Annotated in this window: 23 protein-coding genes; 8 read left to right on the top strand and 15 right to left on the bottom strand. The window is 63.8% G+C overall.

Annotated elements, in window-relative coordinates; translation table 11 throughout:
- The first annotated feature begins 3 nt into the window (after positions 1-3).
- The 4 genes from PMI40_RS01235 to mgrA all read left to right on the top strand — a co-directional run bounded on the left by PMI40_RS01235 (position 4) and on the right by mgrA (position 3,618).
- Positions 4-465: a GspH/FimT family pseudopilin gene (locus PMI40_RS01235; protein ID WP_008111293.1), complete on the top strand. Its 462-nt coding sequence runs from the start codon at positions 4-6 to the stop codon at positions 463-465.
- Between the two features lie 72 nt (positions 466-537).
- Positions 538-1,659: a bifunctional diaminohydroxyphosphoribosylaminopyrimidine deaminase/5-amino-6-(5-phosphoribosylamino)uracil reductase RibD gene (gene ribD, locus PMI40_RS01230; protein WP_008111292.1), complete on the top strand. Its 1,122-nt coding sequence runs from the start codon at positions 538-540 to the stop codon at positions 1,657-1,659.
- Between the two features lie 40 nt (positions 1,660-1,699).
- Positions 1,700-2,314 carry a riboflavin synthase gene (locus tag PMI40_RS01225; protein ID WP_008111291.1) on the top strand — a complete coding sequence of 205 codons (615 nt, stop codon included), beginning with the start codon at positions 1,700-1,702 and terminating at the stop codon, positions 2,312-2,314.
- Between the two features lie 269 nt (positions 2,315-2,583).
- Positions 2,584-3,618 carry an L-glyceraldehyde 3-phosphate reductase gene (mgrA, locus tag PMI40_RS01220; protein WP_008111289.1) on the top strand — a complete coding sequence of 345 codons (1,035 nt, stop codon included), beginning with the start codon at positions 2,584-2,586 and terminating at the stop codon, positions 3,616-3,618.
- 13 nt (positions 3,619-3,631) lie between these two features.
- Here the strand turns inward: mgrA and PMI40_RS01215 are convergent, their stop codons facing one another.
- Positions 3,632-4,672, bottom strand: a complete 1,041-nt coding sequence (locus PMI40_RS01215) for a DUF4105 domain-containing protein (protein WP_157221419.1) — start codon at positions 4,670-4,672, stop codon at positions 3,632-3,634.
- Between the two features lie 222 nt (positions 4,673-4,894).
- Between PMI40_RS01215 and PMI40_RS01210 the strand changes: the two genes are divergently transcribed.
- On the top strand, positions 4,895-6,232 hold the full coding sequence (locus tag PMI40_RS01210) for an LLM class flavin-dependent oxidoreductase (protein ID WP_008111284.1): 1,338 nt from the start codon (positions 4,895-4,897) through the stop codon (positions 6,230-6,232).
- Positions 6,233-6,329: 97 nt separating this feature from the next.
- On the opposite strand, the gene PMI40_RS01205 is transcribed toward PMI40_RS01210, so the two are convergent.
- The 4 genes from PMI40_RS01205 to PMI40_RS01190 form a co-directional block, all read right to left on the bottom strand.
- Positions 6,330-7,145, bottom strand: a complete 816-nt coding sequence (locus tag PMI40_RS01205; protein WP_008111282.1) for a MetQ/NlpA family ABC transporter substrate-binding protein — start codon at positions 7,143-7,145, stop codon at positions 6,330-6,332.
- Positions 7,146-7,249: 104 nt separating this feature from the next.
- Entirely contained in the window at positions 7,250-8,455 is a 1,206-nt protein-coding gene (locus PMI40_RS01200; protein ID WP_008111280.1) for an acyl-CoA dehydrogenase family protein, read from the bottom strand.
- A gap of 102 nt (positions 8,456-8,557) precedes the next feature.
- Positions 8,558-9,421, bottom strand: coding sequence for an NAD-dependent protein deacetylase (locus PMI40_RS01195; protein WP_008111279.1), 864 nt, complete (start codon positions 9,419-9,421; stop codon positions 8,558-8,560).
- Positions 9,422-9,465: 44 nt separating this feature from the next.
- The gene (locus tag PMI40_RS01190) at positions 9,466-11,160 is read right to left on the bottom strand and encodes a bifunctional diguanylate cyclase/phosphodiesterase (protein WP_238540868.1); all 1,695 of its coding nucleotides are present in this window, start codon (positions 11,158-11,160) and stop codon (positions 9,466-9,468) included.
- A gap of 62 nt (positions 11,161-11,222) precedes the next feature.
- On the opposite strand from PMI40_RS01190, the gene PMI40_RS23620 reads away from it, so the two are divergent.
- The 3 genes from PMI40_RS23620 (at position 11,223) to mctP (ending at position 13,258) form a co-directional block, all read left to right on the top strand.
- The gene (locus PMI40_RS23620) at positions 11,223-11,387 is read left to right on the top strand and encodes a hypothetical protein (protein ID WP_157221413.1); all 165 of its coding nucleotides are present in this window, start codon (positions 11,223-11,225) and stop codon (positions 11,385-11,387) included.
- A 198-nt stretch (positions 11,388-11,585) separates the two neighbouring features.
- Positions 11,586-11,765, top strand: a complete 180-nt coding sequence (locus tag PMI40_RS01185) for a DUF3311 domain-containing protein (RefSeq protein ID WP_008111275.1) — start codon at positions 11,586-11,588, stop codon at positions 11,763-11,765.
- On the top strand, positions 11,765-13,258 hold the full coding sequence (gene mctP / locus PMI40_RS01180; protein ID WP_008111274.1) for a monocarboxylate uptake permease MctP: 1,494 nt from the start codon (positions 11,765-11,767) through the stop codon (positions 13,256-13,258). Before PMI40_RS01185 ends, mctP begins: the two co-directional genes overlap by 1 nt.
- Before the next feature lie 320 nt (positions 13,259-13,578).
- Here the strand turns inward: mctP and PMI40_RS01175 are convergent, their stop codons facing one another.
- The 10 genes from PMI40_RS01175 to adk form a co-directional block, all read right to left on the bottom strand.
- A complete protein-coding gene (locus PMI40_RS01175) occupies positions 13,579-14,775 on the bottom strand; it encodes a fatty acid desaturase (RefSeq protein ID WP_040501509.1) in 1,197 nt (398 codons plus the stop codon).
- A gap of 117 nt (positions 14,776-14,892) precedes the next feature.
- Entirely contained in the window at positions 14,893-16,254 is a 1,362-nt protein-coding gene (locus PMI40_RS01170) for a mechanosensitive ion channel family protein (RefSeq protein WP_008111272.1), read from the bottom strand.
- A 4-nt stretch (positions 16,255-16,258) separates the two neighbouring features.
- Positions 16,259-16,837, bottom strand: coding sequence for a phospholipase D-like domain-containing protein (locus PMI40_RS01165; RefSeq protein ID WP_008111271.1), 579 nt, complete (start codon positions 16,835-16,837; stop codon positions 16,259-16,261).
- Positions 16,837-18,093, bottom strand: a complete 1,257-nt coding sequence (locus tag PMI40_RS01160; protein WP_008111270.1) for an RsmB/NOP family class I SAM-dependent RNA methyltransferase — start codon at positions 18,091-18,093, stop codon at positions 16,837-16,839. The genes PMI40_RS01165 and PMI40_RS01160 overlap by 1 nt, the downstream gene beginning before the upstream one ends.
- A gap of 42 nt (positions 18,094-18,135) precedes the next feature.
- Positions 18,136-18,783, bottom strand: a complete 648-nt coding sequence (gene purN, locus PMI40_RS01155) for a phosphoribosylglycinamide formyltransferase (RefSeq protein WP_051001733.1) — start codon at positions 18,781-18,783, stop codon at positions 18,136-18,138.
- A gap of 91 nt (positions 18,784-18,874) precedes the next feature.
- The gene (locus tag PMI40_RS01150) at positions 18,875-19,375 is read right to left on the bottom strand and encodes a barstar family protein (RefSeq protein WP_369770639.1); all 501 of its coding nucleotides are present in this window, start codon (positions 19,373-19,375) and stop codon (positions 18,875-18,877) included.
- On the bottom strand, positions 19,372-19,764 hold the full coding sequence (locus tag PMI40_RS01145) for a ribonuclease domain-containing protein (RefSeq protein ID WP_008111267.1): 393 nt from the start codon (positions 19,762-19,764) through the stop codon (positions 19,372-19,374). The genes PMI40_RS01150 and PMI40_RS01145 overlap by 4 nt, the downstream gene beginning before the upstream one ends.
- A 139-nt stretch (positions 19,765-19,903) precedes the next feature.
- The gene (locus PMI40_RS01140) at positions 19,904-21,103 is read right to left on the bottom strand and encodes a patatin-like phospholipase family protein (RefSeq protein ID WP_008111266.1); all 1,200 of its coding nucleotides are present in this window, start codon (positions 21,101-21,103) and stop codon (positions 19,904-19,906) included.
- 78 nt (positions 21,104-21,181) lie between these two features.
- Entirely contained in the window at positions 21,182-21,940 is a 759-nt protein-coding gene (locus PMI40_RS01135; protein WP_008111264.1) for an SDR family NAD(P)-dependent oxidoreductase, read from the bottom strand.
- 182 nt (positions 21,941-22,122) lie between these two features.
- On the bottom strand, positions 22,123-22,779 hold the full coding sequence (gene adk, locus PMI40_RS01130; RefSeq protein WP_008111263.1) for an adenylate kinase: 657 nt from the start codon (positions 22,777-22,779) through the stop codon (positions 22,123-22,125).
- Between the last annotated feature and the right edge of the window lie 111 nt (positions 22,780-22,890).

The following is a 22,890-nucleotide window of genomic DNA, read 5'->3' as shown; positions in this document are numbered from 1 at the left end:
GCCATGCCCATGCGCGCCGGCTTCACCCTGGTCGAGATGATGGTGGTGGTGCTGATCGCCGCCATCGTCCTCACGGCTGGCGTACCGGCGTTGCAGCAGATGGTGCGCCGCCAGCGCCTGACCGGCGCCGCCGACGACTTCTTCCATGCGGCCCACCTTACCCGCGCCACCGCCCTGCGCCGCGGCCGGACCGCCGAAATGGTTCCGCCACAGGGCGCTGACTGGCGCCAGGGATGGCGCATTGTCGTCAACGGCAACGAGGTGCTGATGACCAGGCCGGCACTGGCGCCGGGCATCGATGTCAGCAGCACGGCCGAGCAAGCCCGGGTGCGCTATCTCGCCGATGGCCGGCCTGCCGTGTCTGGCACCTGGCGCTTCACCGATGGCGCCACGCAACGCTGGGTGATCATCAACTTCCTGGGTCGAATCCGGATCTGCGACCCGGCGCCGACGGGGTCTTGCTGAGCGGTAAAGGCGTGTATATTGACGACAAACGGCACCGGTTGTCGCCCTGACAAACCCCACCAGACCCGCACCATGAACGACACCCAAGACACCATCTACCAACTGCGCATCGACACCGACCAGCAGGGCATGGCCCTGGCATTGATACAGGCCGGTTTCGGCATGCTCAGCACCAACCCCAACCCGCGCGTGGGCGCGGTGATCACCCGCCAGCAACGGGTGATCGGCGTCGGCTTCACCCAACCCCCGGGCGGCAACCACGCCGAGATCCAGGCGCTGGCCGATGCCGCGATGCGCGGCGAGGACGTGCGCGGCGCCACCATCTACGTCACGCTCGAGCCGTGCAGCCATTTCGGCCGCACCCCACCCTGCGCCGACGCCTTGATCCGCGCCGGCATCGGCCGCGTGGTCGCCGCCATCACCGATCCCAATCCGCTGGTCGCAGGCCAGGGGCTGGCCAAGCTGCAAGCCGCAGGCATCGAGACCGCCAGCGGCGTACTGCAGGACGAAGCGGCCGAGATCAACATCGGCTTTCTCAAGCGCATGCGCACCGGCCTGCCCTGGGTGCGCATGAAGACTGCCGCCAGCCTGGATGGCAAGACCGCGCTCAACAACGGCAGCAGCCAATGGATCACCAGCCAGGCCGCGCGCGACGACGGTCACATCTGGCGTGCGCGTGCCTGCGCCATCATGGCCGGCATCGGCACCATCGCCAAGGACGACGCCCAGCTCACCGTGCGCGCCATCGACACGCCGCGCCAGCCGCACCGCATCGTGGTCGACAGCAAGCTGGCCGTGTCGCCCCAGGCGCGCGTGATCGAAGGCGGCGGCACCTGGGTATTCACGGCCAGCGAAGACCGCGACAAGCGTGCCGCGCTGGAGGACAAGGGCGCCGAGGTCATCGTGCTGGCCAATGCCGAGGGCAAGGTCGACCTGCCGGCACTGCTGCGCGAACTCGGCCAGCGCCAGGTCAACGAACTGCATGTCGAGGCCGGCAGCAAGCTCAATGCATCGTTGATCCGCGAAGGCTGCGTGGACGAGTTGCTGGCCTACCTGGCTCCTTGCCTTCTGGGCGAGGGACGCAATATGTTCGACTTGCCGCCCTTGCAAGACCTGCAGGGCCGCATCGGCTTGCACTTCCACGAGGTCAAGCAGATCGGCCCGGATTTGCGTATCCTTGCCCGGTTCGACTAACACCCACCTCACACTTTCGTCATCGTCAGGAATTCGTCTCATGTTCACCGGTATCGTCGCCACCATCGGCAAAATCACTTCCGTTCATCCTCTGGCGGCCGGCCCCGACGCCGGCGTGCGCCTGACCATCGACGCCGGTGCGTTGCCGATGGGCGACGTGGGACTGGGCGATTCGATTGCCTTGAACGGCGCCTGCATGACGGTGGTGGAGAAGAGCGACCATGGTTTCACGGTGGATGTGTCGCGTGAAAGCCTGAACCTGACCGTAGGCCTGGACGCCCCCGGCGAAGTCAACCTCGAAAAGGCGCTGACCCTGGCCGAACGACTGGGCGGACACCTGGTATCGGGCCATGTGGACGGCCTGGGGCAGGTGCATTCGTTCGAGCCGGTCGGCGAGTCGCGCGAACTGATCGTCGATGCACCCAAGGCGCTGGGCAAGTACCTGGCCTACAAGGGATCGATCGTGGTCAATGGGGTGTCGCTGACGGTCAATCGCGTCGAGGACCTGGCTGATGCTTGCCGATTCTCCATCAACCTGATTCCACATACGGTGGAAGTGACCACCCTCAAGCATTTGAAGGCGGGCAGCCGGGTCAACCTGGAGATTGACTTGATTGCGCGGTATGTGGAAAGGATGTTGTCGGCCAAGCACTAGCTTCGCGTCGGTCGATTCATCCTCTGCGCCCTGAACGCAGTCAAAACCCCACGATAGCGCGGCCGGCTGCACGCCTCGCCGATCTTGTCATGGTGGGGCGCCGGCCGGCAGCCTCGGCACATGCCCTGCATGCCATGCATGCCTACGCATGCCGTACCCTGTCCAATCACCGCGGCTAGACCGCCTGCGCCCGAGCCAGGTTCGGTGTATAAATGCCGACGCAATCCAGATCCGACGATCAATAAATCCCCCATTCCGGAGACAAGACAATGACCTATCGTGCGTCCGATACGCGCTATGAAACCATGCAGTACCGCCAGTGCGGCCGCAGCGGCCTGAAGTTGCCGTTGCTCTCGCTGGGACTGTGGCACAACTTCGGTGACACCAGTTCGCTGGCCTCGCAGCGCGACATGCTGCGCACCGCCTTCGACCTCGGTATCACCCACTTCGACCTGGCCAACAACTACGGGCCGCCCTATGGCAGCGCCGAGACCAACTTCGGCCATCACTTCATGCAGGATTTTCGTCCCTACCGCGATGAGCTGGTCATCTCGACCAAGGCCGGCTACGACATGTGGCCCGGCCCCTACGGCCAGGGCGGCGGCTCGCGCAAATACGTGCTGGCCAGTCTCGACCAGAGCCTGCAGCGCATGGGCCTGGACTATGTGGATATCTTCTATTCGCATCGCTTCGACCCCGACACGCCGCTGGAAGAAACCATGGGCGCACTGGCCACCGCCGTACAGCAAGGAAAGGCCCTGTATGTGGGGGTGTCGTCCTATTCGCCGCAGAAGACGGCCGAGGCGGCCGAGCTGCTCAGGCAATGGCGGGTGCCGTGCCTGATTCACCAGCCCTCCTATAACATGCTCAACCGCTGGATCGAACACGGGCTGCTCGATACGCTGCAACAGCAGGGCATGGGCTGCATCACCTTCACGGCGCTGGCGCAAGGACTGCTGAGCGACAAGTACCTCGACGGCGTGCCGCAGGATGCGCGCATCAACCGCGCCGGGGGCGGTTCGCTCAAGAGCGAGCACCTGAGCCCGGAAAACCTGGCCCGCGTGCGCGCACTCAACGAGATCGCCAGGTCGCGCGGCCAGACCCTGGCCCAGATGGCGCTGGCCTGGGTACTGCGCGACGAACGCGTGAGCTCGACCTTGATCGGCGCCAGCAGCAGCCACCAGATCCGCGAGAACGTCGCCGCCCTCGACAAGCTGGTCTTTACCGCAGACGAACTGGCGGCCATCGATGCCCAGGCGCAGGAAGGGCAAGTCAACCTGTGGCAGCGCTCGTCGAGCCACTGAGCCACCGACGACGTCAGTCTGAAATGCCTGGCACGCTGACCCGGATGGCGCTGGCAAAATCGTCACCCGGCTTGGTGGCCAGCGCGCGGGCGGTAATGTGGCCGGCCTGCTTGAGTTCGGCAAAGCCATGTCCCGGCACCAGGCCGCCATGGTCGAAGGCATAGTTGGCGAAGTAGCCCGAGGCCAGCAGCCGGTAGTCCAGCGGCAGCGTCGGCGACAGGCTGCGCGCCAGCTCGAATACGATCGTGGTGCAATTGCTGGTGAGGGTGTTATAGAACCGCGGATGGCCGTGCAGTTCGGCGGCCCGGTCCAGGTAACCCAGGAACACTGCGCGCAACTGCTCGGGCTTGAGGTTCAGGCGATACAGGTAGACATCTTCGCCACGCGCATTGGTGCGGGTGCGGATGATGTCGCTCTCGTCGGCGGCGACGATGACGGTCTCGAACTGGCGAAAGAAGCCGCCGATGGCCGAGAAGGCCTCGCCCTTTTCCTTGCGGATCTCCAGCGAGAACACCAGGCGCCGGCCATCGGCAAAGCCGAACGACACCAGCGTGTGGGCAATCGCCGGCCCCATCCAGTACGACAGCACCAGGTCTGCCGAGCGCAACTGCGACAGGTCGTAGTGACGGGTCTCCCAGTTGATGTCGTAGTCATCTTCGCCGCGCCAGGTGAAGTTGCGCACATTGGTCAGCGTGACCTGGTCGCCTTCGACGCGCGACTCCAGCATCTGTGCCACGTCGTCGGCCCAGACGCGCTGGTGCGAAGGGACGATCGAGGTCCACCATGCCAATAGCGTCACCAGGCACAGCACGAATGCAGCGGGCGTCCACTCTCCCACGCCGCTGGGCAACCAGTCGCACAACGCGCCGAGGGCGGCCAGCCCCAGCACCGACCAGGCGCCGATGACCACTACCCTTAGCCAGGACGGTGAAGGCAGCTGGTACCACAGCGCCAGCCCGCCCCAGATTCCTAATACCAATAACAATAACAAGGCCACCAGCAACAGGGGCCAGCGCAGCCACGGAAGAGTATCAAGCGATGTCAATGCGGCCATGTGCAAGCTGTCGGAATAAGTGTGCGATACCGGCATTGTAGCTGCTGGACCGCATAAGAATATGCGTAATTATTCGTGGCCGCCCTCGTCCGGGTCGTCCCAGAATGACGACATCTTGATCGAAAGGACAGTCATGCGTGGCCACCTGTTGCGCTTACCTGAACAGCCATCCGACGCCGCGCCCCGCGCGGGACGGCGCCACGACCTTGCCCGGGCCGGCTGATGGCCTTGGCCGAACGCCCCCGCCAGTTGCACCTCAACGTCAACATCCTGCATTCCGGGTTCATCCCGTCGGCGTGGCGGCTGGAACAGGCAGACCCGCTGGCCTTCATCGATGCCGCCCATTACGTCAAGGTGGCCAGGATCGCCGAGGCCGCCTGTTTCGATGCCGTGTTCCTGGCCGACACCGCGAGCATCGCCGAGCAGATCGACTTCCGGCCGACCATGGCGCTGGAGCCGACCGTGCTGCTGGCCGCGATTGCCGCGGCCACCACGCATATCGGCGTGATCGGCACGGCATCGACCAGTTATAACGAGCCCTTCAATATCGCACGCCGTTTTGCGACACTGGACCATGTCAGCGGCGGGCGTGCCGGATGGAATATCGTCACCACCGCCGACCCCGGATCGGCACGCAATTTCGGCTTGCCCGCCACCCCCGACCACGCTAAGCGCTACGCCCGTGCCGATGAATTCACCACGGTGGTCAAGGCACTGTGGAACAGCTGGAGCGACGATGCCATCATCGGCGACAAGGCGAGTGGGCGCTTCATCGATACCTCGCAGGTGCAGCCGATTTCGCACCGCGGCACCTACTTCGATGTGCAAGGTCCGCTGAACCTGCCGCGTACGCCCCAGGGCCAGCCACTGCTGGTGCAGGCCGGGGGCTCCGACGACGGTCGCGAACTGGCGGCGCGCCATGCCGAGGCGGTGTTCTCGGCGGCGCATACGATAGAAGAGTCGCGCGCCTATTCGGAGGCCATCAACCAGCGCGCCCAGGCGCTGGGGCGCGGACCGCGCGCGGTCAGGATATTGCCGGGGCTGGCCACCATCATCGGCGCCACCGAAGCGCAGGCGCTGCAACGCCGCGACCAGCTGGTGGAGATGATCCCCTGGCGCTACAGCCTGAAACGGCTGGCCGGCACCCTGGGCATCGACGTCGAGCGGCTGCACCTGGACCGTCCCTTGCCCGACGACCTGGTGCTGCCGGGTGGCGGCAATGGTAACCATACTTTTTTCCATGCCACCCTGTCGCTGGTGAAGAACCGCAAGCACACGGTGCGCGATGTCATTCGCGCGCTATGCGGCGGCGGTGGTCATCGGGTGCTGGTGGGCACGCCGGAACAGGTCGCCGACGAGATCGAAGCCTGGTTCCGCCAGGGAGCGGCCGACGGCTTCAACCTGATGCCCGACGCCCTGCCCGACGGGCTGCAGGACTTCGTCGATGGCGTGGTGCCGGTGCTGCAGCAACGCGGCCTGTTCCGGCGCGCCTATGAAGGGCGCACCTTGCGCGAGCATTTCGGGCTGGCGCGGCCGCCGGGCCTGCACCGCCAGCCATAGGCGATGCGCCGCCCCGGGGACACGGGAAGGCGGCCGCGTGGGCGTCGCGCGAGTCGGGATCACGGCAGCGGCAGTTCGCTGCCGTGATCGAAACGACTCAGTCCTTGCGGGTCGAAAAATAATCCGGCAACGTGAAGCCGTCATAGAAGCGATCGGCGCGTATGGCCTTCTGGAAGTTTTCCGATCGATAGGCCTGCACCAGATCCCTGGCATAGGCGTCGTCCTGGCGCGTCTTCTTGACGGCCAGCACGTTGATGTAGGGCGACTTCATGTCTTCCAGGATGAATGCCTCTGACAGCTTGAGCTTGGCGAAGATGGCGAAGTTGCCCTGGATCGCCACATAGTCGGCATCATCCAGCGCACGCGGGCCCTGGGCATTTTCCAGCAACAGCAGCTTGAGCCCGACCTTGTTCTCGATCACGTCCAGTTCGGTCACGTCGACCGGCTTGTTCTCGCGGATGCGGATCCAGCCCAGGCGCTGCAAGATCCACAGCGCCCGCTGCAGGTTGACCGGGTCGTTGGGCACGGCCACGGTGAAGCCCTTCTTGAGGTTGTCAAGGTCCTTGTGCTTGCGCGAGTACAGGCCCATCGGCGGCGTGGGCACCTGGACGATGCCGACCAGGTCGGTCTTGTTGCGTTCGTTGTACGAATTCAGGAACACCGTGTGCTGCATCACATTGGCGTCGATGTCGCCCTTGAACACGGCGCTGTTGGCTTCGAGCCCGGTGCTGAATTCGTATAGCTTGATGCGATAGCCCTTCTTTTCCAGCTCGGGCTGCACGCCCAGCTTGAATTCGTCGATATAGGGGCCGGGCACGAAGCCAACCTTGAGTTCGCGGGTCTCGGGTGCGGCCTGGGCGGTCACGGCGAGGGACAACAACAGCAACGACAGGATGCGTTTGAAGGTGGGCATGGTCAATGTGCTCGCGTGGCTTGGAAGTGGATGGTGAGCGCAGTGTATTGACCATGCCGATGCATTAGAACGAAGCTTTTCGCATGTCGATATCCGACGACCGCCTAGGCATAGCCATGGCCGAAGCGTTCGTTGTGCGGCTCGCCGTTGAGATGGAAATTACCGATCACCGCTTCGCGCTGGATCGCCGGATTATGCGATGCCAGCGTGCGCGCATTGCGCCAATGACGATCCAGGCGTCGCTCCTGGCTGGTGGCCGACGCGCCCCCCACCTCGAACAACAGGGTGGTGGCCTCCAGCACCTGGCCGATGACGATCTGCTGCGCCTCGAAGGTGTGGATGTCGAGCGCGTTATAGTCTTCGGTGGTGGCGATGCCGGCGCCGCGGGCGTGGTTCAGTGCGTCCTGCTGGCGCGCCACGGCCAGCGTCAGTTGCTCGGCCGACCAGGCCAGGCTGCCCAGGCGGCCGACCACCCGATGCACCAGCGGGTTCTCGCGCGGGCTGGAGTTGCCCGGCACGCCGAAGGTGCGCGTGCGCGGCTGGGTAAAACCGACGGCGTCGCGCAATGCGGCGCGGGCTATCCCTGCCAGCGTCGCCAGGTGGAAGGTCTGGTAGAACGACGTGATGATGCTGTTGCGACGCGGCTGCGAGACATGGTAGCGGTCCAGTATCTGGTCGGGCTGCACTGCCACGTTGGTGAAGCGGGTGGTGCCGCTGCCGGTCAGGCGCTGTCCAAAGCCATCCCAGTCGTCGATACGCTCGACACCGGGCGCGTCCGAGGGCACCAGCACGGTCAGGTCGGATTGGTCGTCGTGGGCGCGGGCCTGGATCCAGTCGGCGTACAAGGTACCGGTCGAATAATACTTTTCGCCATCCAGGCGCAGTTGCCCGCTGCCGTCGGGCGCCACCACGGTGGTGTTGCCGGTGCTGCCGTTGCGCTCGGCCACGGCCGCGCCGAAGGTCTTGCCGCTGCCGATCACGGACAGCCAGCGGCGGGTGTCGGCGTCATCGCGGCGCTCCAGCAGCACTTCGGTAAAGCCGGCATTGACACGCAGGATCTGCGGCAGGTTGGGCTCGGCCTCGCCCAAGCGGATCAGCAAGGTGAAGTAGGTCTCCAGGCTGACCCCGGCGCCGCCCTGCGCCGGCGGCACGCGCAATGCGGTGAAGCCGCTTTCCTTGAGCTGCTTGACCTCTTCATGCGGCAGGCGGCGATGGATTTCGCGCTCGATGGCACCGGCGGCAATGCGCTCGAACAGGTCGGCGAAACGTTGATGTTGCGCCTCGGCGGCGGCATTGACGGTGATGCTCATGATGTTCCTGCAGTTGCGCCGGCAGGGCCGGCAATGCCATCGATTATCTGGCAGCCGCAGGCGAATGCTAAGGAAGGAAAATGGATATCGTTATGCAGCCGGTCATGCCGCGTGGCTGTCGAGCAAGTCGGCGGCGAGTCGGGGCAGCAGCAGTTCGGCACTGTCGGCCGACTTGACGGCAAGCAAGGCATCGGCGCGCGTGAGGCCGCGATTGATGGCCGCCACCGGCTTGCCGGATTCGGCGGCCATGCGCGCGAAGCGAAATCCCGACAGCACCATCAGCGAGGTACCCACCACCAGCACCGCGTCGGCCTGCCGCACGGCCTGCTCGGCAATGGCATTGCGCGCGGCCGGCACGCCGTCGCCGAAGAACACCACGTCGGGTTGCAGCATGCCACCGCAATGTTCACACACGGGAACCTCGAAGGCGGCATCGGCATCCGGTTCGAGCTGCACGTCGCCATCGGGCAGGCTGGCCGCATCGAGCCCGACGAAAGCGGGATTGGCCTGTTCCAGCCGTCGCTGGACATCGGCACGCGTGGTGGGCCGGGCGCACGCCAGGCACCGCACGGCATGGATGCTGCCGTGCAGTTCGATGACCGGATCGCTGCCGGCCTGCTGGTGCAGGCCGTCGACGTTCTGGGTGAGGATGGTGTCGATGCGACCGGCCCGCTGCAGGCGCGCCAATGCCTCGTGGGCGGCATTGGGGCGCGCCAGCGCCAGCCGTGGCCAGCCCACCATGCTGCGTGCCCAGTAGCGGCGGCGGGCGGCTTCGTGGGCGCGGAACTCGGTGCCCTGGATCGGCAACCGGCCGCGGCGCACGCCATCGTCATCGCGATAATCGGGAATGCCGGAGGCAGTGCTGATGCCGGCGCCGGTCAGCACCAGCAGGCGCCGGTGCGTGCGCAGCAATTGCAGCAACGCGGCTTCGGAGGTAGCGCAGGAAGTGACTTGGACGGAAGACATGATGTGTTTGGCGAGGGGTTCGCCTATCGTAGCAGACCCTGCGTTCAGGCGCGTCGCTCGACGAAATCGGGAAGGCCGATCACCTGCTGCTCGGCCAGGCTTTGCAGCGTGGCCGGGCGACCGAACAGGAAGCCCTGCCCTTCGTGGCAACCTTCCTGTTCCAGGATCGCGCGTTGCTGCTCGGTTTCGACGCCCTCGGCCAGCACCGCCACGTTGAGGCTGTGGCCCAGTGCCAGGATCGCCCGCACGAAGGCCTTGGCCTGCAAGCTGCTTTCGAGTTCGCTGATGAAGCTGCGGTCCAGCTTGATCTTGTCGAACGGGAACGAGCGCAGCGTCTCCAGCGACGAGTAGCCGCTGCCGAAGTCGTCCATGGCGATGGTCACGCCCATCGCCTTGAGCTGCTGCAGGATATGCAGGGCACGATCGCGGTCCGAGATGATGGCCGTCTCGGTCACCTCGAGTTCGAGCCGGGTGGCCGGCAAGCCGGACGATGCCAGCACCGCCCTGACCTTTTCCACCAGCGCCAGGCTGGACAGCTGCACGGCCGAGAGGTTGACGGCGATGCGTGGCTGCAGATCCCACTGGGCGGCCTCGCGACAGGCTCTTTCCAGCACCCAGTCGCCGATGGCGCCGATGGCGCCGCATTCCTCGGCGATCGGGATGAACACCGCCGGCGAGATCAGGCCATGCTGCGGGTGCTTCCAGCGCAGCAGCACTTCGTAGCCGGTGATTTCATCGTGGCTCACGGAGCGCTGGATCTGGTAATTGAGGAAGAACTGGCCTTGTTCCAGCGCCTGCCACAGGTCGCGCGCCATGGTGCGGCGCGCGCGCGAGGCTTCGTCCATGTTGGCTTCGTAGAAGCAGATCTTCTCGCCCATGCTCTTCTTGGCGCGATACATGGCGAGGTCGGCGTTGTTGAGCAATTGCGCACGATCCTCGGCGTCGCCCGGGAACATCGCCACCCCCAGGCTGGCACCGGGGGCCATGTCGGTATCGCTCAGGCGCAGCACCGACGTCAGCGCCCGGTACAGGCGGGTGATGAAGTCGGCCAAGGCGCGCTCCTGGCGAAACACCTTGAGCGCGACGAACTCGTCACCGCCGAAACGGGCCACCACTTCGTTCTCGTCGGCCAGGCCCTTCATGCGTTCGGACAGCTCGCACAGCACCTGGTCGCCGACGACATGCCCGAAGGTATCGTTGATTTCCTTGAAGCGGTCGAGGTCGATACTGATGACGGCGATTTCCTGCTGGCCGTGATCCAGGCCGGCGATGGCCGCATCGAGCCGCTCCAGGAATTGCGCCCGGTTGGGCAGGCCGGTCAGCGCATCGTGCCGTGCCAGGTAATTGATGCGCTCGCGACTTTCCATCTGTTCGGTGCGGTCGCGGGTGATCTTGGCAAACCCGAGCAGTTCGCCGTTTTCCTTGAAGATGCGATCGATCACCACGTGCGCCCAGAAGCGGCTGCCATCCTTGCGATAGCGCCAGCCCTCGGCCTCGAACTTGCCCTCGCGCAGCGCGATGGCCAGGTTCTTGCCCGGCAAGCCGGCAAGGCGATCGTCATCGCTGTAGAACATGGCGAAGTTGCGGCCGACGATCTCATGCTCGAGATAGCCCTTGGCGCGCTGGGCGCCAGCGTTCCAGTTGGCTACCGTGCCGTCGGGACGGAGCATGTAGATGGCGTAGTCGGTGATGCCCTCGACCAGCAATTTATAAGTGTGTTCAGATGAAAATTCGGTCAAATCAACTTCCTGCGCCATTGCGCTTCCCCCGGGTCGCCGCATGTCCGTCTCAGATAAACACCGTGAACAACCTCAACGTGATGCCCGATCCTTTTCAACGCCGCATGGACGCCTTGGATTTTTCCGGGCTTGCTGCCTGGTATTTTAACCGCCACAGGCCTCGCTGCGATGCTGGGAAAAGCATGAAATTTATCAAATTATCAACTAAACAACGGGGCTTTTCCTGAGTGCCAGGCACAGGTTATTGCGCCAGGTCAAAAAATTACTTAGACCACGGCAACATTCCCACTAGATGGTGCGAACCAGGTGCCGCGATACCAGAAAACTCGAAAACGGCGCATTGCCAGCACCATTCGGACATTCTTAATATAATTTCCTGGCAACTTTTAGAACAACATTCCTTCGCCAAAAGTTAGAGGAGAATTATGCGGCTACTACTCATCCTGCCGTTCATTGGTTTGCTCTGGGTTCCGTTCTATAACGAAGAACTGCCCACGCTGTTCGGTTTTCCCTTCTTCTACTGGTACCAGTTCGCCTGGGTGCCCCTGACCTCGCTGATCATCTGGCTGGTGTATCGCGACGGCTTGCGCAAGGGGGTAGAGTGATGGATACCAATAACATCCACTGGTCTGCGTTGTGGGTTTTCATTTTCTTTTTCGCGCTGGTCACCGTGATGGGGTTCTGGGCGTCGCGCTGGCAGGCCGGCCCCCGCAACAAGGGTGCCCATCTCGACGAGTGGGGCCTGGGCGGGCGCAACTTCGGCACCTGGATCACCTGGTTCCTGGTAGGGGGTGACTTCTATACCGCCTATACCGTCATTGCGGTGCCGGCGCTGGTCTACGCGGTCGGCGCCTATGGCTTCTTTGCGCTGCCCTACACCATCCTGGTGTATCCGATCGTGTTCGTGATCATGCCCAAGCTGTGGCACGCCGCGCACAAGGCCGGGCACGTCACCGCCGCCGACGTGGTGTGGGGGCGCTACCAGTCGCGCCCTCTCGAGTTCGCCATCGCCCTCACCGGCGTGGTCGCCACCATGCCCTACATCGCGCTGCAACTGATCGGCATGGAGGTGGTGATCAAGGCACTCGGCCTGACCGGCGAGCTGCCATTGCTGGCCGCGTTCGTGATCCTCGCTTTGTACACCTACTCGGCCGGCCTGCGGGCGCCGGCCTTGATCGCCTTCGTCAAGGACCTGATGATCTACATCGTGGTACTGGCGGCGGTGATCATCGTGCCGGCCAAGCTGGGCGGCTACGGTGCGGTGTTCGGTGCGGCGCGCGACGCCTTCGCGGCCAAGGGCGGTGCCACCGGCCTGACCCTCAAGCCGACCCAGATCCTGCCGTTCGCCACGCTCGCACTGGGCTCGGCCATGGCGGCCTTCATGTATCCGCACACCCTGACCGGCATCTTCGCGGCCAAGGACGCCGACACCATTCGCAAGAATGCGGTGTTCCTGCCCGCCTATACGGTCTTGCTGGGCCTGATCGCGCTGCTGGGGTTCATGGCCTATGCCGCCGGCATCACGGTGCAGTCCAACAACGACGTGGTGCCGGCCCTGTTCAATGGCCTGTTCCCCGGCTGGTTCGCAGGCTTCGCGTTTGCCGCCATTGCCATCGGCGCGCTGGTGCCGGCGGCAGTGATGTCGATCGGTGCCTCGAACCTGTTCACGCGCAACTTCTGGAAGCCCTACGTGAATCCCGGGATCAGCAACGAGGGGGAAGCCAAGGTAGCCAAGGTGGTGTCGCTGGTGGTCAAGTTCGGCGCACTGGTGTTCATCCTGTTCCTGCCCACCAAGTTCGCCCTCGACCTGCAGTTGCTGGGCGGCGTGTGGATCCTGCAGACCTTCCCGGCGCTGGTGTTCGGGCTGTTCGTCGGCTGGTTCGGCGCGCGCGCCTTGCTGTGCGGCTGGGCGGTAGGTATCGTGGGCGGCAGCTGGATGGCGTTTGCCGACGGCATCAAGCCGGTGCACACCTTCGTGGTGGGCGGTGACTCCTACACCATGTACACCGGCCTGATCGCACTGGCGCTCAATATCGTCGTCGCCGTGATCGTCAACCTGGTGCTGGGACGCGGTTCGCAGCCGGCACTCAAGCGTTGATGCAGCGGGCGACACGCTCGACGAGCGCGCGGCGCGTATCGAAAGTTGCCGTGGCCGTGTAGCTCAATAGCGTGCCGGTTGCCTGTAGAGATTGCCACCGTGGAGACATCCGCGGTGGCAATTTTTTTACGCGACGCTGTCGCGGGCGCCTGCCCTGCTTGCCAGGGTCCGGCACCCGGCCTGGCCCGGCATTGGCCGGCCCCGGGGCGCTTGGAAGCGGTGAATGATTCGGTACATCACGCAGCCACGGGCGCAATGAAAAATGCCCGATGCGTCACCGCATCGGGCATTTCACTTGCGCTCGGGCCAGTTGATACCGCTCAGGCGTAGCTGCGCAGGCGTACCGCGAAATCGCGCAGGGCCTGGACACCCGATGCTTCGGCACGCACGCACCAGTCTTGCAATTGTTGCAGCAGCTGCTCGCGGGTCGAATGCGAACGCTCCCAGATGGCGCCCAGTTCGATGCGCATCTCGTGCATCGTCCTGAGCGCATTGCTGTGCGTGAACAACTCGGAGAGCTGTTGCTTCTGGCCGTCTTCCAGCTTGGCCGGTTCGCGTTGCAGCAGTTTCTTGGACGACTTCAGGAAGCGCGATTCCAGCTTGGCCTTCTCGATCAGGTGATCCAGCTCGTCCTTCCAGGCGCGCTTGACCGAGTTGGCGTACTTGGCAGTGACGTCGTAACGGTTGGCGATCACCGATTGCAGCGTATCGAAGTCGACCGCCGACTTCTTGCTATCGAACTTGGGCACCGGCGCTACCTTCTTTACCTTGGCCAGGCCGAAGGTTTCCAGGATACGGATGTACATCCAGCCGATATCGAACTCGTACCACTTCGACGAGAACTTGGCCGAGGTACCGAAGGTGTGGTGGTTATTGTGCATTTCTTCGCCACCGATGATGATGCCGATCGGGAACAGGTTGGTCGCAGCGTCATTGCAGTCGTAGTTGCGATAACCCCAGAAGTGCCCGATGCCATTGACCACGCCGGCGGCCCAGAACGGGATCCATGCCATCTGCACGGCCCAGATCGCAAGGCCGATCGCGCCGAACAAGGCGATGTCGATGATCATCATGATGCCCACGCCCTGCCAGCCGTACTTGCTGTAGATGTTGCGCTCGACCCAGTCGTCGGGGGTGCCGTGACCAAATTTTTCCATGGTCTCGGCGTTCTTCGACTCCTGGCGATACAGCTCTGCGCCCTGCCACATGACCTTGGAAAGTCCACGGGTCTGCGGGCTGTGCGGATCTTCCTCGGTTTCGCACTTGGCATGGTGCTTGCGGTGGATCGCAGCCCATTCCTTGGTGACCATACCGGTCGTCATCCACAACCAGAGACGGAAGAAGTGGCTGGGGATCGCGTGCATTTCGAGCGCGCGATGCGCCTGGCAACGATGCAGGTAGAGCGTCACGCCCACGATCGTGATGTGCGTCATCACCAACGTGTAAATGACAATCTGCCAACCGCTTGCGTGCAGCAAGCCGTGGGCAACAAAGTCGAGGATCGCATCTAGCATTATCACTTACTCCAAATAGAAAACTGCCATCGGACAAAAACACCCATCACGTACCGGCCGATTCACACACATGTAAATCGGTCATTTTAACTTGTTCGGGGAAAATGTTTTTATGTTCTTCTAATTTTCGGGCATTGTACGCGAATTCTGTTCGCGTTGGGGTTCGGGATTTTCCTGAACCGTGGGTGCCACACTTTGCCGGAAACTGCGTTCATCCATGATACGGATGTCGCGCTTGGCGTGCGCCAGCTGGATCCCCTCCCGCTTGAACGCCTGCCATATTGCCCGGTTGACATCGGATATCACGTTCAACCGGCCGTTCTCGGGGTCTGTGATCCAGAATCCCAGTTCGAGTTCGAGCCCATCAGCACCTATTTTTACCAGCAGGCCCTGCGGTGCGGTCTGTGGCGAGATGCGCTTTACCCCAAGTGCGGCTTGCTCCATGATAGACAAGACCGTCTCCACATCGTCCTGGTACAGAATTGTAAGTTGTGTCGACAAACGTACAATGCGGTGCGTCAAGGAATAGTTCTGGACCGGGTTGGCCATGAACATCTCGTTGGGCAACACCGATTCGATGCCATCGAGCCCTTCGAGGATGGTGTAGCGGGTATTGATCTGGGTGACGCGGCCGAAATATTTATCCACGGCAACCATGTCGCCGATGACCATGCTGCGCTCGAACAGGATCACGAAGCCCGATACATAGCTGCTGGCGATCTTCTGCAAACCCAGGCCGATACCGACCCCGAGCGCACCGCCGAACACCGACAACACGGTCAGGTCGATGCCCACCAGCGACAGGCTGACCAGGAATGCCACCAGGATCAGCACCGCCCGCGCCATGCGCGCGACCACGGTACGCAACGACGAGTGCATGTTGCTGAATTTCATCAGCCGGTTCTCGAGCACGGCCCCGATCCACAGGGCGATGATCAGCGTCACCAGCACCGAGGCCACCGCCTGCAGGGTGGTCAGCAGCGAAGCCTTGTGCCGGCCCAGGGGCAGTTCGGTGGTATCGAGGTACTCGATGAATTCGGGCCACAGGCCCGAGATATAGAGCAGCACGCACAGCCAGACGAAGATGGCGATGACTTTCTCGGACAGGTGCAGCAGCGCGCCGACGGTGGCATCCTTGACGAAGATGCCGCGCAGGACATAGAACACGAAGCGCATCGAGACCTGGGCAATGGCCAGCGGAAACATGATCTCCCACAGCCCGACCGGGTGGCCGATACGCTTCAGGCCGAAGTAGCAGCCCGTCAGCAGGCCCAGCGCCAGCAACGGCGACAACACCCGCACGAAGCTCTTGACGCCGATCTGCACCAGCGATTGCTGGTCGTCGCCAGGTACGCGAAACAGCGTGCGCACCCAGCGCGACAGGCCAATGCCGCCCAGTACGCACAGCACGACCACGCCGACCTGGCGCAGCACGTCGATCAAGGGCGGGTAAGTGAATAACGACAGGAAATGCTGGGTCATGGCTTCACGGTGCGACTTCCGCGTCCTCGCGGTGGCGCTGCCAGTTGGCCGCATAACGCGCCACCAGCGCGTCGTCGCCTGCCAGCACCACGATGTTCTCGGCGTTGCGATGCTGGGCCGACCAGGTGAAATTGAAACTGCCCGTGATCACGGCTGCCGTGGGCTGGCCGGCGTCGATCACGATCACCTTGTTGTGGGCGCTGCGATAGAGGGTCTCGAACCAGACCGGGATGGCGGCCGCCCGCAACTGGCGCAGCCGCTCGGTCGAATTCTTGTCGAGCTGGCCCCGATCCATCATGACCTGTACATCGATCCCGCGTGCGTGCGCCGCGATCAGCGCGTCGACGATCCTGCGGTTGGTCAGCAGGTAGGCTTGCATCAATACCTGGCGACGGGCATCGGCCAGGCGGGCGATGATGATGCCTTCGATGTCGTCCCAGGGGGCAAAGGCCACCTGCACCGTGCCGCGGGCCTGCAACACCGGCGGCGCGGCCGGCGCCAGGCTGCGCGCCTGGGCACCGCCAACCGAGGCCAGCAGCAGCAACGCCGCCAGCGACCATGCGCGACAGGTTATCGTGCGCATCAGGCGCGGCGCTCCAGTACGGCGGCGAAGAAGCCATCGGTGTGATGCAGGTGCGGCAGCAGCTTGAGGTAGTCCTGCATCTCCAGCTCGACCTTCTGCTCGGCCAGTACTTCGTGCATCGGACGCAGCGAGAAATCGGGGTTGGCGGCCAGGAACTCGGTCACTACCGCTTCGTTCTCTTCGTCCAGGATGCTGCAGGTACCATACACCAGCCGACCGCCCGGGCGCACCAGGCGCGCGGCGCTGGTCAGGATGGCCATCTGCTTGGCGTGCATCTCGATGATGGTCTCGGGCGTCTGGCGCCACTTCATGTCGGGATTGCGTCGCAGCGTACCCAGGCCACTGCAGGGCGCGTCCACCAGCACGCGGTCGATCTTACCGGCCAGGCGCTTGACCTTGGCGTCGTTCTCGTGGGCGATCATCACCGGATGCACGTTGGACAGCCCGCTGCGCGCCAGGCGCGGCTTGAGCTTGGCCAGGCGCTTCTCGGAAATGTCGAACGCGTACAGGCGGCCGGTATTGCGCATCGACGCACCCAGCGCCAGGGTCTTGCCGCCGGCACCGGCGCAGAAGTCGACCACCATCTCGCCGCGCTTGGCGCCGACCACCAGGGCCAGCAACTGGCTGCCTTCGTCCTGCACCTCGATGGCGCCTTCCTTGAACAGCGGCATGTTCTGCAGCACCGGCTTCTTCAGTGCGCGCAGACCCAGCGGCGCATAGGGCGTGATCTCGCACGCCACCGGCACCTTGGCCAGCTCGGCCAGCACCGTTTCGCGATCGGTCTTGATGGCGTTGACGCGCAGGTCGAGCGGGGCCTGCTGGTTCATGGCGTGGGCCAGTTCCATCGCGCCCGCTTCACCCATGCGCTCGACCAGGCGGTCGTACAGCCATGGCGGCAGGTTGCTGCGCATCTGCGGCGGCAACTGGCCGCGGTCGATTTGCGCCACCCGCTGCAGCCATTCGGTTTCTTCCGGCTGCAGGCCGGCGATCGATTCGATGCTCACGGCGTCGACCAGGCCCAGCAGCGTCAGGCGGCGCATCATCGGGCCGGCGCCCGATTCGGCGAAATTGGTAAAGACGGTCTTGTTGCGTAGCATGCCGTAGATCGCCTCGGCGATCACGCCGCGCTCGCGGCTCCCCAACCGGGGGTGGTCGCGGAAATAGCGCGACAGGGTGACATCGGCCGGGCCGGTGAAGCGCAGGATCTCACGCAACAGTTCTTCGGTATGGGGAATGATCGCGGGTGGCAATCTCATGCTGGGTCCTTCGGATTCAAAAAGTAATGGGACTGCAATGACTCAGATTGCAATCACTGAGGGCGTATCGGTCTGGGCCAGGTCGGCCGCCGCCAGGCGCACGCGCCCGCCCTGCAGCGTCAGCCGGCCCTGGACGAACCAGCGCACGGCGCGTGGGTAGATCAGGTGCTCCTGCTCCAGCACGCGCGCGGCCAGGGTTTCTTCACTGTCATCGTCACGCACCGGCACGCCGGCCTGGGCGACGATGGGGCCGTGGTCGAGGTCGGGCGTGACGAAATGCACGGTGGCGCCGTGCAGCTTGACCCCGGCCGCCAGCGCCTGCCGATGCGTGGCCATGCCCGGGAAACTGGGCAGCAGCGACGGATGGATATTGAGCATGCGCCCGCGATAGTGGTCGACGAACGGTGTGGTCAGGATGCGCATGAAGCCGGCCAGCACCACCAGGTCGGGCCGATAGGCGTCGATCCGTTCACGCAATGCCGCGTCGAACAGGTCGCGACTGGCGTAATCGCGGTTGGCGATGACTTCGGTGGCGATGCCGTGGGCGCGGGCGAAGTCCAGGCCGCTGGCGTCGGCGCGATTGCTGATGACCGCGCAGATCCGGGCGGGCCACTGCTCGGCGGCAGCGGCACGGACGATGGCTTCCATATTGCTTCCGCGCCCGGAAATCAGGATGACAATGCTTCTCATGGTGTGCGCATTGTACCTGCTGACGAGCACCGCGCCCGCGATTTTAGCGCCGTTCGCACCGTAAAATCGGGGCAAGCACGGTATGAATGCGTTATTGGAAAGAGTAGAAGACCCTGAACGGGACTTTCTTGTCAGCCCAGAAGTCGGCCGCGTCCCGGAATACATCGAGCAGCGTCTCGCGCGCCTCCTTGTCGAATTTCTGGGTATTGGGCAATTGTTCGATCACCACCACGAAGCCGGTCTGGCGGCCGGCCTTGTGGGTCAGATCGGTCAGGCAATCGGCAAGGGCGTCGAAATTCTTGCCGAAATGCTTGGGAAAGTGGAAGGCGTGGGCAATCGTGCTCAACACCTGCTGCTTGGTGATTGCCTCGGCGCAATAAGCATAGAGAAAGTGCTGCTCCAGACGCGCAGCCTCTTCCTGCAATTCGGTCACGCGAAAGGCGCGGATCGACTGCACAATATTTGGCGGCACCGTTTTAAACAAACTCATTCTCCCTTCCAGTAACGATTGACGGGTGTTGCGGATCCTGGCGCACGGCGTTGCGGGCCGCGATGCGGCCACCCGCAACCAGGCAGGTCGATGACGAATCAGTCATGGACGCGGCGAAAGGTCTTGTAGTGGTCGCTCGTGTAATAGTATTCGCCGGAGCTGCGAGGATCGCCACCGCTGACGATCCGACGTGCCCCGCGATTGCGCGCGCGCGGCGTGGGCACCGTAAATTCGTGATAATACCCGCGCTTCTGCTTGGGTAAAACCCCTTCATAGTTCCCGAAAACCGCGCCATCCTTGGGATACGGAAAAGGCCCGCCCTGCCGGATCAAGGCCATGGTCTGCTGCGCCTCGCGCGGCAACTGGTCGATCTGGACCACGTCCAGGCCATCCATCGAGCCACGCGCCTGCGCAGGACCGGTCAGCACCAGCGCGGTCAGCAGGACCAGCCAGAAACGCAGGAATAAACTTGAAATGAGTCGTGCTCGCATTTTTACTATTGCAATTTTGTTAATTGTGGGCAATTCGACACAGTAGATTAGCCTGTTGCTTTCGGCTAGGCAACCACGGCGCGCTCGCCGGGCTGCGCTGGATCAACCGCAGCGAGCCTGGCCAGCGCCACTTGCGAGTTCAGTCTTGGAGCTGCTGGCGGGTTTCCGGTTCAAAAAACGACAACACCTCGTCGCGCTTGGCGTAGGTGTCGTGCTCCCCCAAGGCGATCAGTTCGCGCGTGAAGCTCTTCTCGAACAGCAGGTAGGACGCCAGCGCCGAGCCGCGCGCCTCGGTCGCGCCGATCCCGCCCAGCATGCTGCGGATGGGACGCGGCAGGCTGCCCACATGCCGACTGGCAATACTGTCGATGCGCTGGGACGGTGAAATCACCAGCGTACGCACCGGTTTGAGCGGGGTATGCAGGCGCTGCTGCGGCGTCAATACCGACAATGTCTGGTTGACGCGGTTGGTGCGCTCGATGTCGGCCGCCAGGCCATCGAGGAAGATGCTCGACATCGCATGCCCGGCCACCTGCGCCAGGCTCGGATATTGCGGCGCATGGACCGGTGCGGTCTCGCCCTTCTCGCCCATGCGTCCGGCGCCGATCACCAGCACCTTCGAGGCGCCCAGGTGGATGGCCGGCGAGATCGGCGCGATCTGGCGCATCGAACCGTCGCCGCAGTATTCGCAGCGACCGTCGATGTAGACCGGGATGGCCGGGAAGATGAACGGGATCGCCGACGACGCCAGCAGGTGATCGATGCCGATCTGGTCACGCAGGGCCAGGCGCTGGGTGCGGCGCCACGGTTCGATCTCGTCCAGGCACTGGTAGAACGTGATGTGATGACCGCTGGTATAGGAAGACGCCGTCACCGCCAGCGCATGCAGCTCGCCGCTGGCCAGCGCCGCGTCCAGCCGGGGCAGGTCGAGCAGCCGGTGCAGCATGGTCACCAGCGGCGTATTGTCGAGCAGCGAATTGGGCGGGTTGGCGCGCCATTTGCGCAGCAACCAACCGAACGAGAACAGCGACAGCCAGCGCGCGCCGGAGCGCAATACCCCCAGCGAGTCGGCACGGTAGACCTGCTCGACCTCGACATTGCTCCACACTGCCATCAATTCGCGCACCGCCTCGCCGAAATCGTCGGCGCGGCAGGCCAGCGCCGTGGCGTTGAGCGCCCCGGCGGACGTGCCGCATACGATAGGAAAGGGATTGCGATGGACTGGCCAGCCGGCCTCCAGCAAGATCATCGACAGTGCATTGAGCACCCCCACCTGATAGGCTGCCCGCGCACCGCCGCCGGTCAGGATCAAGCCGGTTTTTTGTTCTGTTGACTCCATCCGGTGAGCTTAGCAGCAGCGCGCCGCCGCTGTCGAAAGAAATTGAAGATGGTGGCCTGAATCTGACACCGCAACCACCTACTTCGGCGGCATGCGGATGGCGCCATCGAGGCGAATGGTTTCGCCATTGAGCATGACGTTCTCGATGATGCTGCCGGCCAGCCGGGCGTATTCGGTGGCACGTCCCAGGCGCGGCGGAAAAGGCACCGACTGGCCCAGCGAATCCAGCACTTCCTGCGGCATGGCCAGCATCATCGGGGTTTCGAAGATGCCCGGTGCGATGGTCATGACACGAATGCCGAAGCGTGCCAGGTCGCGCGCCATCGGCAGGGTCATGGCCACGATGGCGCCCTTGGAGGCAGCGTATGCCGCCTGTCCGACCTGCCCGTCGTAGGCCGCCACCGAGGCGGTATGGATGATCACGCCGCGCTCGCCGTCGGCCACCGGATCCTGGCGTGCCATTGCGTCGGCCGCCAGCCGGGCCATGTTGAAACTACCCACCAGGTTGATGGAGAGGGTCTTCTGGAACAGCGCCATGGAATGCGGGCCGTGCTTGCCGATCAGCTTCTCGGCCGGCGCGATGCCGGCACAATTGACCAGGCCCCGCAGCGAGCCCAATGCACAGGCGGCCTCGACCACGGCCGCCGCATCGGCCTCGGCGGTGACATCGCAGCGTACGAACACGCCGCCCAGCTCCTGCGCCAGCGCCGCCCCCGCATCCTGCTGCAGGTCGGCCAGCACCACGCGCCCGCCGCCGGCGGTGATCATCCGTGCGGTGGCCGCGCCCAGGCCGGATGCGGCGCCGGTGACGATGAATACATTGCCTGCGATGAGCATGGCGTCTCCTGTCTGTCGTTGGGGTTCTTGCCGCCATTATCGGCCATGCGGTCGCGCCCGACTATCTGCGGCGCGACATTGGATGCATCGGCGGCGCCCCGGCCGGTGGCACTTATTGGCCAGCGCCGACAGGATCGGGACGTAAAAAAAGCGGACCGCAGTCCGCTTTTTCCCGGTGCCGCTTACTCCGCCAGGGCGGCGAAGGCGCGATCCCTGATTTCCTCGACCGGACCGACGCCGGCAATCTTGCGGTACTTGGGCGCACCCGGCTGGCCGGACCTGGCCCAGTCGCCGTAATAGCTCAACAGCACTTCGGTCTGCTCGTGGTAGACATCGAGGCGCTTCTTGACCGTTTCTTCCTTGTCGTCGTCGCGTTGGACCAAGGCTTCGCCGGTGGCGTCGTCGCGACCTTCCGCCTTCGGTGGATTGAACTTGACGTGGTAGGTGCGGCCCGAACCCGGGTGTACGCGGCGACCGCTCATGCGTTCGATGATGGCGCTGTCGGGCACGTCGATCTCGAGCACGAAGTCGATGGCCACGCCGGCTTCCTTCATGGCATCGGCCTGGCGCGTGGTGCGCGGGAACCCATCGAACAGGTAACCGTTGGCGCAGTCCGGCTGCTGCAGGCGGTCCTTGACCAGGCCGATGATGATGTCGTCCGACACCAGGCCGCCCGCATCCATCACCTTCTTGGCGGCGACACCCAGCTCGGTGCCGGCTGCCACGGCGGCGCGCAGCATGTCACCGGTGGAAATCTGCGGGATGTTGAATTTTTCCTTGATAAAAGTGGCTTGCGTACCTTTACCGGCACCAGGCGCTCCTAGAAGGATGAGGCGCATATTATTTCCTAATTGAGGTTTCTGAAATCTGAATGCTGAATACTGTTGCGATGCGATGGCCGTAGTTACCCGTTCTTTCGGAGCGGTTAAGCCTTTTTTCGTTGCGCCTTT

The sequence above is a fragment of the Herbaspirillum sp. YR522 genome (assembly GCF_000282575.1).
GTDB lineage: Bacteria > Pseudomonadota > Gammaproteobacteria > Burkholderiales > Burkholderiaceae_D > Herbaspirillum.
This window is presented reverse-complemented; position numbering and strand designations above follow the sequence as displayed.

Excerpts from the sequence above, each read along its gene's own strand:
- PMI40_RS01140 (WP_008111266.1), bottom strand. The coding sequence starts at position 21,103 with ATGGAGTCAACAGAACAAAAAACCGGCTTGATCCTGACCGGCGGCGGT.
- PMI40_RS01215 (WP_157221419.1), bottom strand. The coding sequence starts at position 4,672 with ATGGCCGCATTGACATCGCTTGATACTCTTCCGTGGCTGCGCTGGCCC.
- PMI40_RS01170 (WP_008111272.1), bottom strand. The coding sequence starts at position 16,254 with ATGACCCAGCATTTCCTGTCGTTATTCACTTACCCGCCCTTGATCGAC.
- PMI40_RS01200 (WP_008111280.1), bottom strand. The coding sequence starts at position 8,455 with ATGAGCATCACCGTCAATGCCGCCGCCGAGGCGCAACATCAACGTTTC.
- PMI40_RS01165 (WP_008111271.1), bottom strand. The coding sequence starts at position 16,837 with ATGCGCACGATAACCTGTCGCGCATGGTCGCTGGCGGCGTTGCTGCTG.
- mctP (WP_008111274.1), top strand. The coding sequence starts at position 11,765 with ATGGATACCAATAACATCCACTGGTCTGCGTTGTGGGTTTTCATTTTC.
- PMI40_RS01135 (WP_008111264.1), bottom strand. The coding sequence starts at position 21,940 with ATGCTCATCGCAGGCAATGTATTCATCGTCACCGGCGCCGCATCCGGC.
- PMI40_RS01225 (WP_008111291.1), top strand. The coding sequence starts at position 1,700 with ATGTTCACCGGTATCGTCGCCACCATCGGCAAAATCACTTCCGTTCAT.
- PMI40_RS01235 (WP_008111293.1), top strand. The coding sequence starts at position 4 with ATGCCCATGCGCGCCGGCTTCACCCTGGTCGAGATGATGGTGGTGGTG.
- PMI40_RS01145 (WP_008111267.1), bottom strand. The coding sequence starts at position 19,764 with ATGCGAGCACGACTCATTTCAAGTTTATTCCTGCGTTTCTGGCTGGTC.
- adk (WP_008111263.1), bottom strand. The coding sequence starts at position 22,779 with ATGCGCCTCATCCTTCTAGGAGCGCCTGGTGCCGGTAAAGGTACGCAA.
- PMI40_RS01160 (WP_008111270.1), bottom strand. The coding sequence starts at position 18,093 with ATGAGATTGCCACCCGCGATCATTCCCCATACCGAAGAACTGTTGCGT.
- mgrA (WP_008111289.1), top strand. The coding sequence starts at position 2,584 with ATGACCTATCGTGCGTCCGATACGCGCTATGAAACCATGCAGTACCGC.
- ribD (WP_008111292.1), top strand. The coding sequence starts at position 538 with ATGAACGACACCCAAGACACCATCTACCAACTGCGCATCGACACCGAC.
- PMI40_RS01210 (WP_008111284.1), top strand. The coding sequence starts at position 4,895 with ATGGCCTTGGCCGAACGCCCCCGCCAGTTGCACCTCAACGTCAACATC.
- PMI40_RS01185 (WP_008111275.1), top strand. The coding sequence starts at position 11,586 with ATGCGGCTACTACTCATCCTGCCGTTCATTGGTTTGCTCTGGGTTCCG.
- PMI40_RS01195 (WP_008111279.1), bottom strand. The coding sequence starts at position 9,421 with ATGTCTTCCGTCCAAGTCACTTCCTGCGCTACCTCCGAAGCCGCGTTG.
- purN (WP_051001733.1), bottom strand. The coding sequence starts at position 18,783 with ATGAGAAGCATTGTCATCCTGATTTCCGGGCGCGGAAGCAATATGGAA.
- PMI40_RS01205 (WP_008111282.1), bottom strand. The coding sequence starts at position 7,145 with ATGCCCACCTTCAAACGCATCCTGTCGTTGCTGTTGTTGTCCCTCGCC.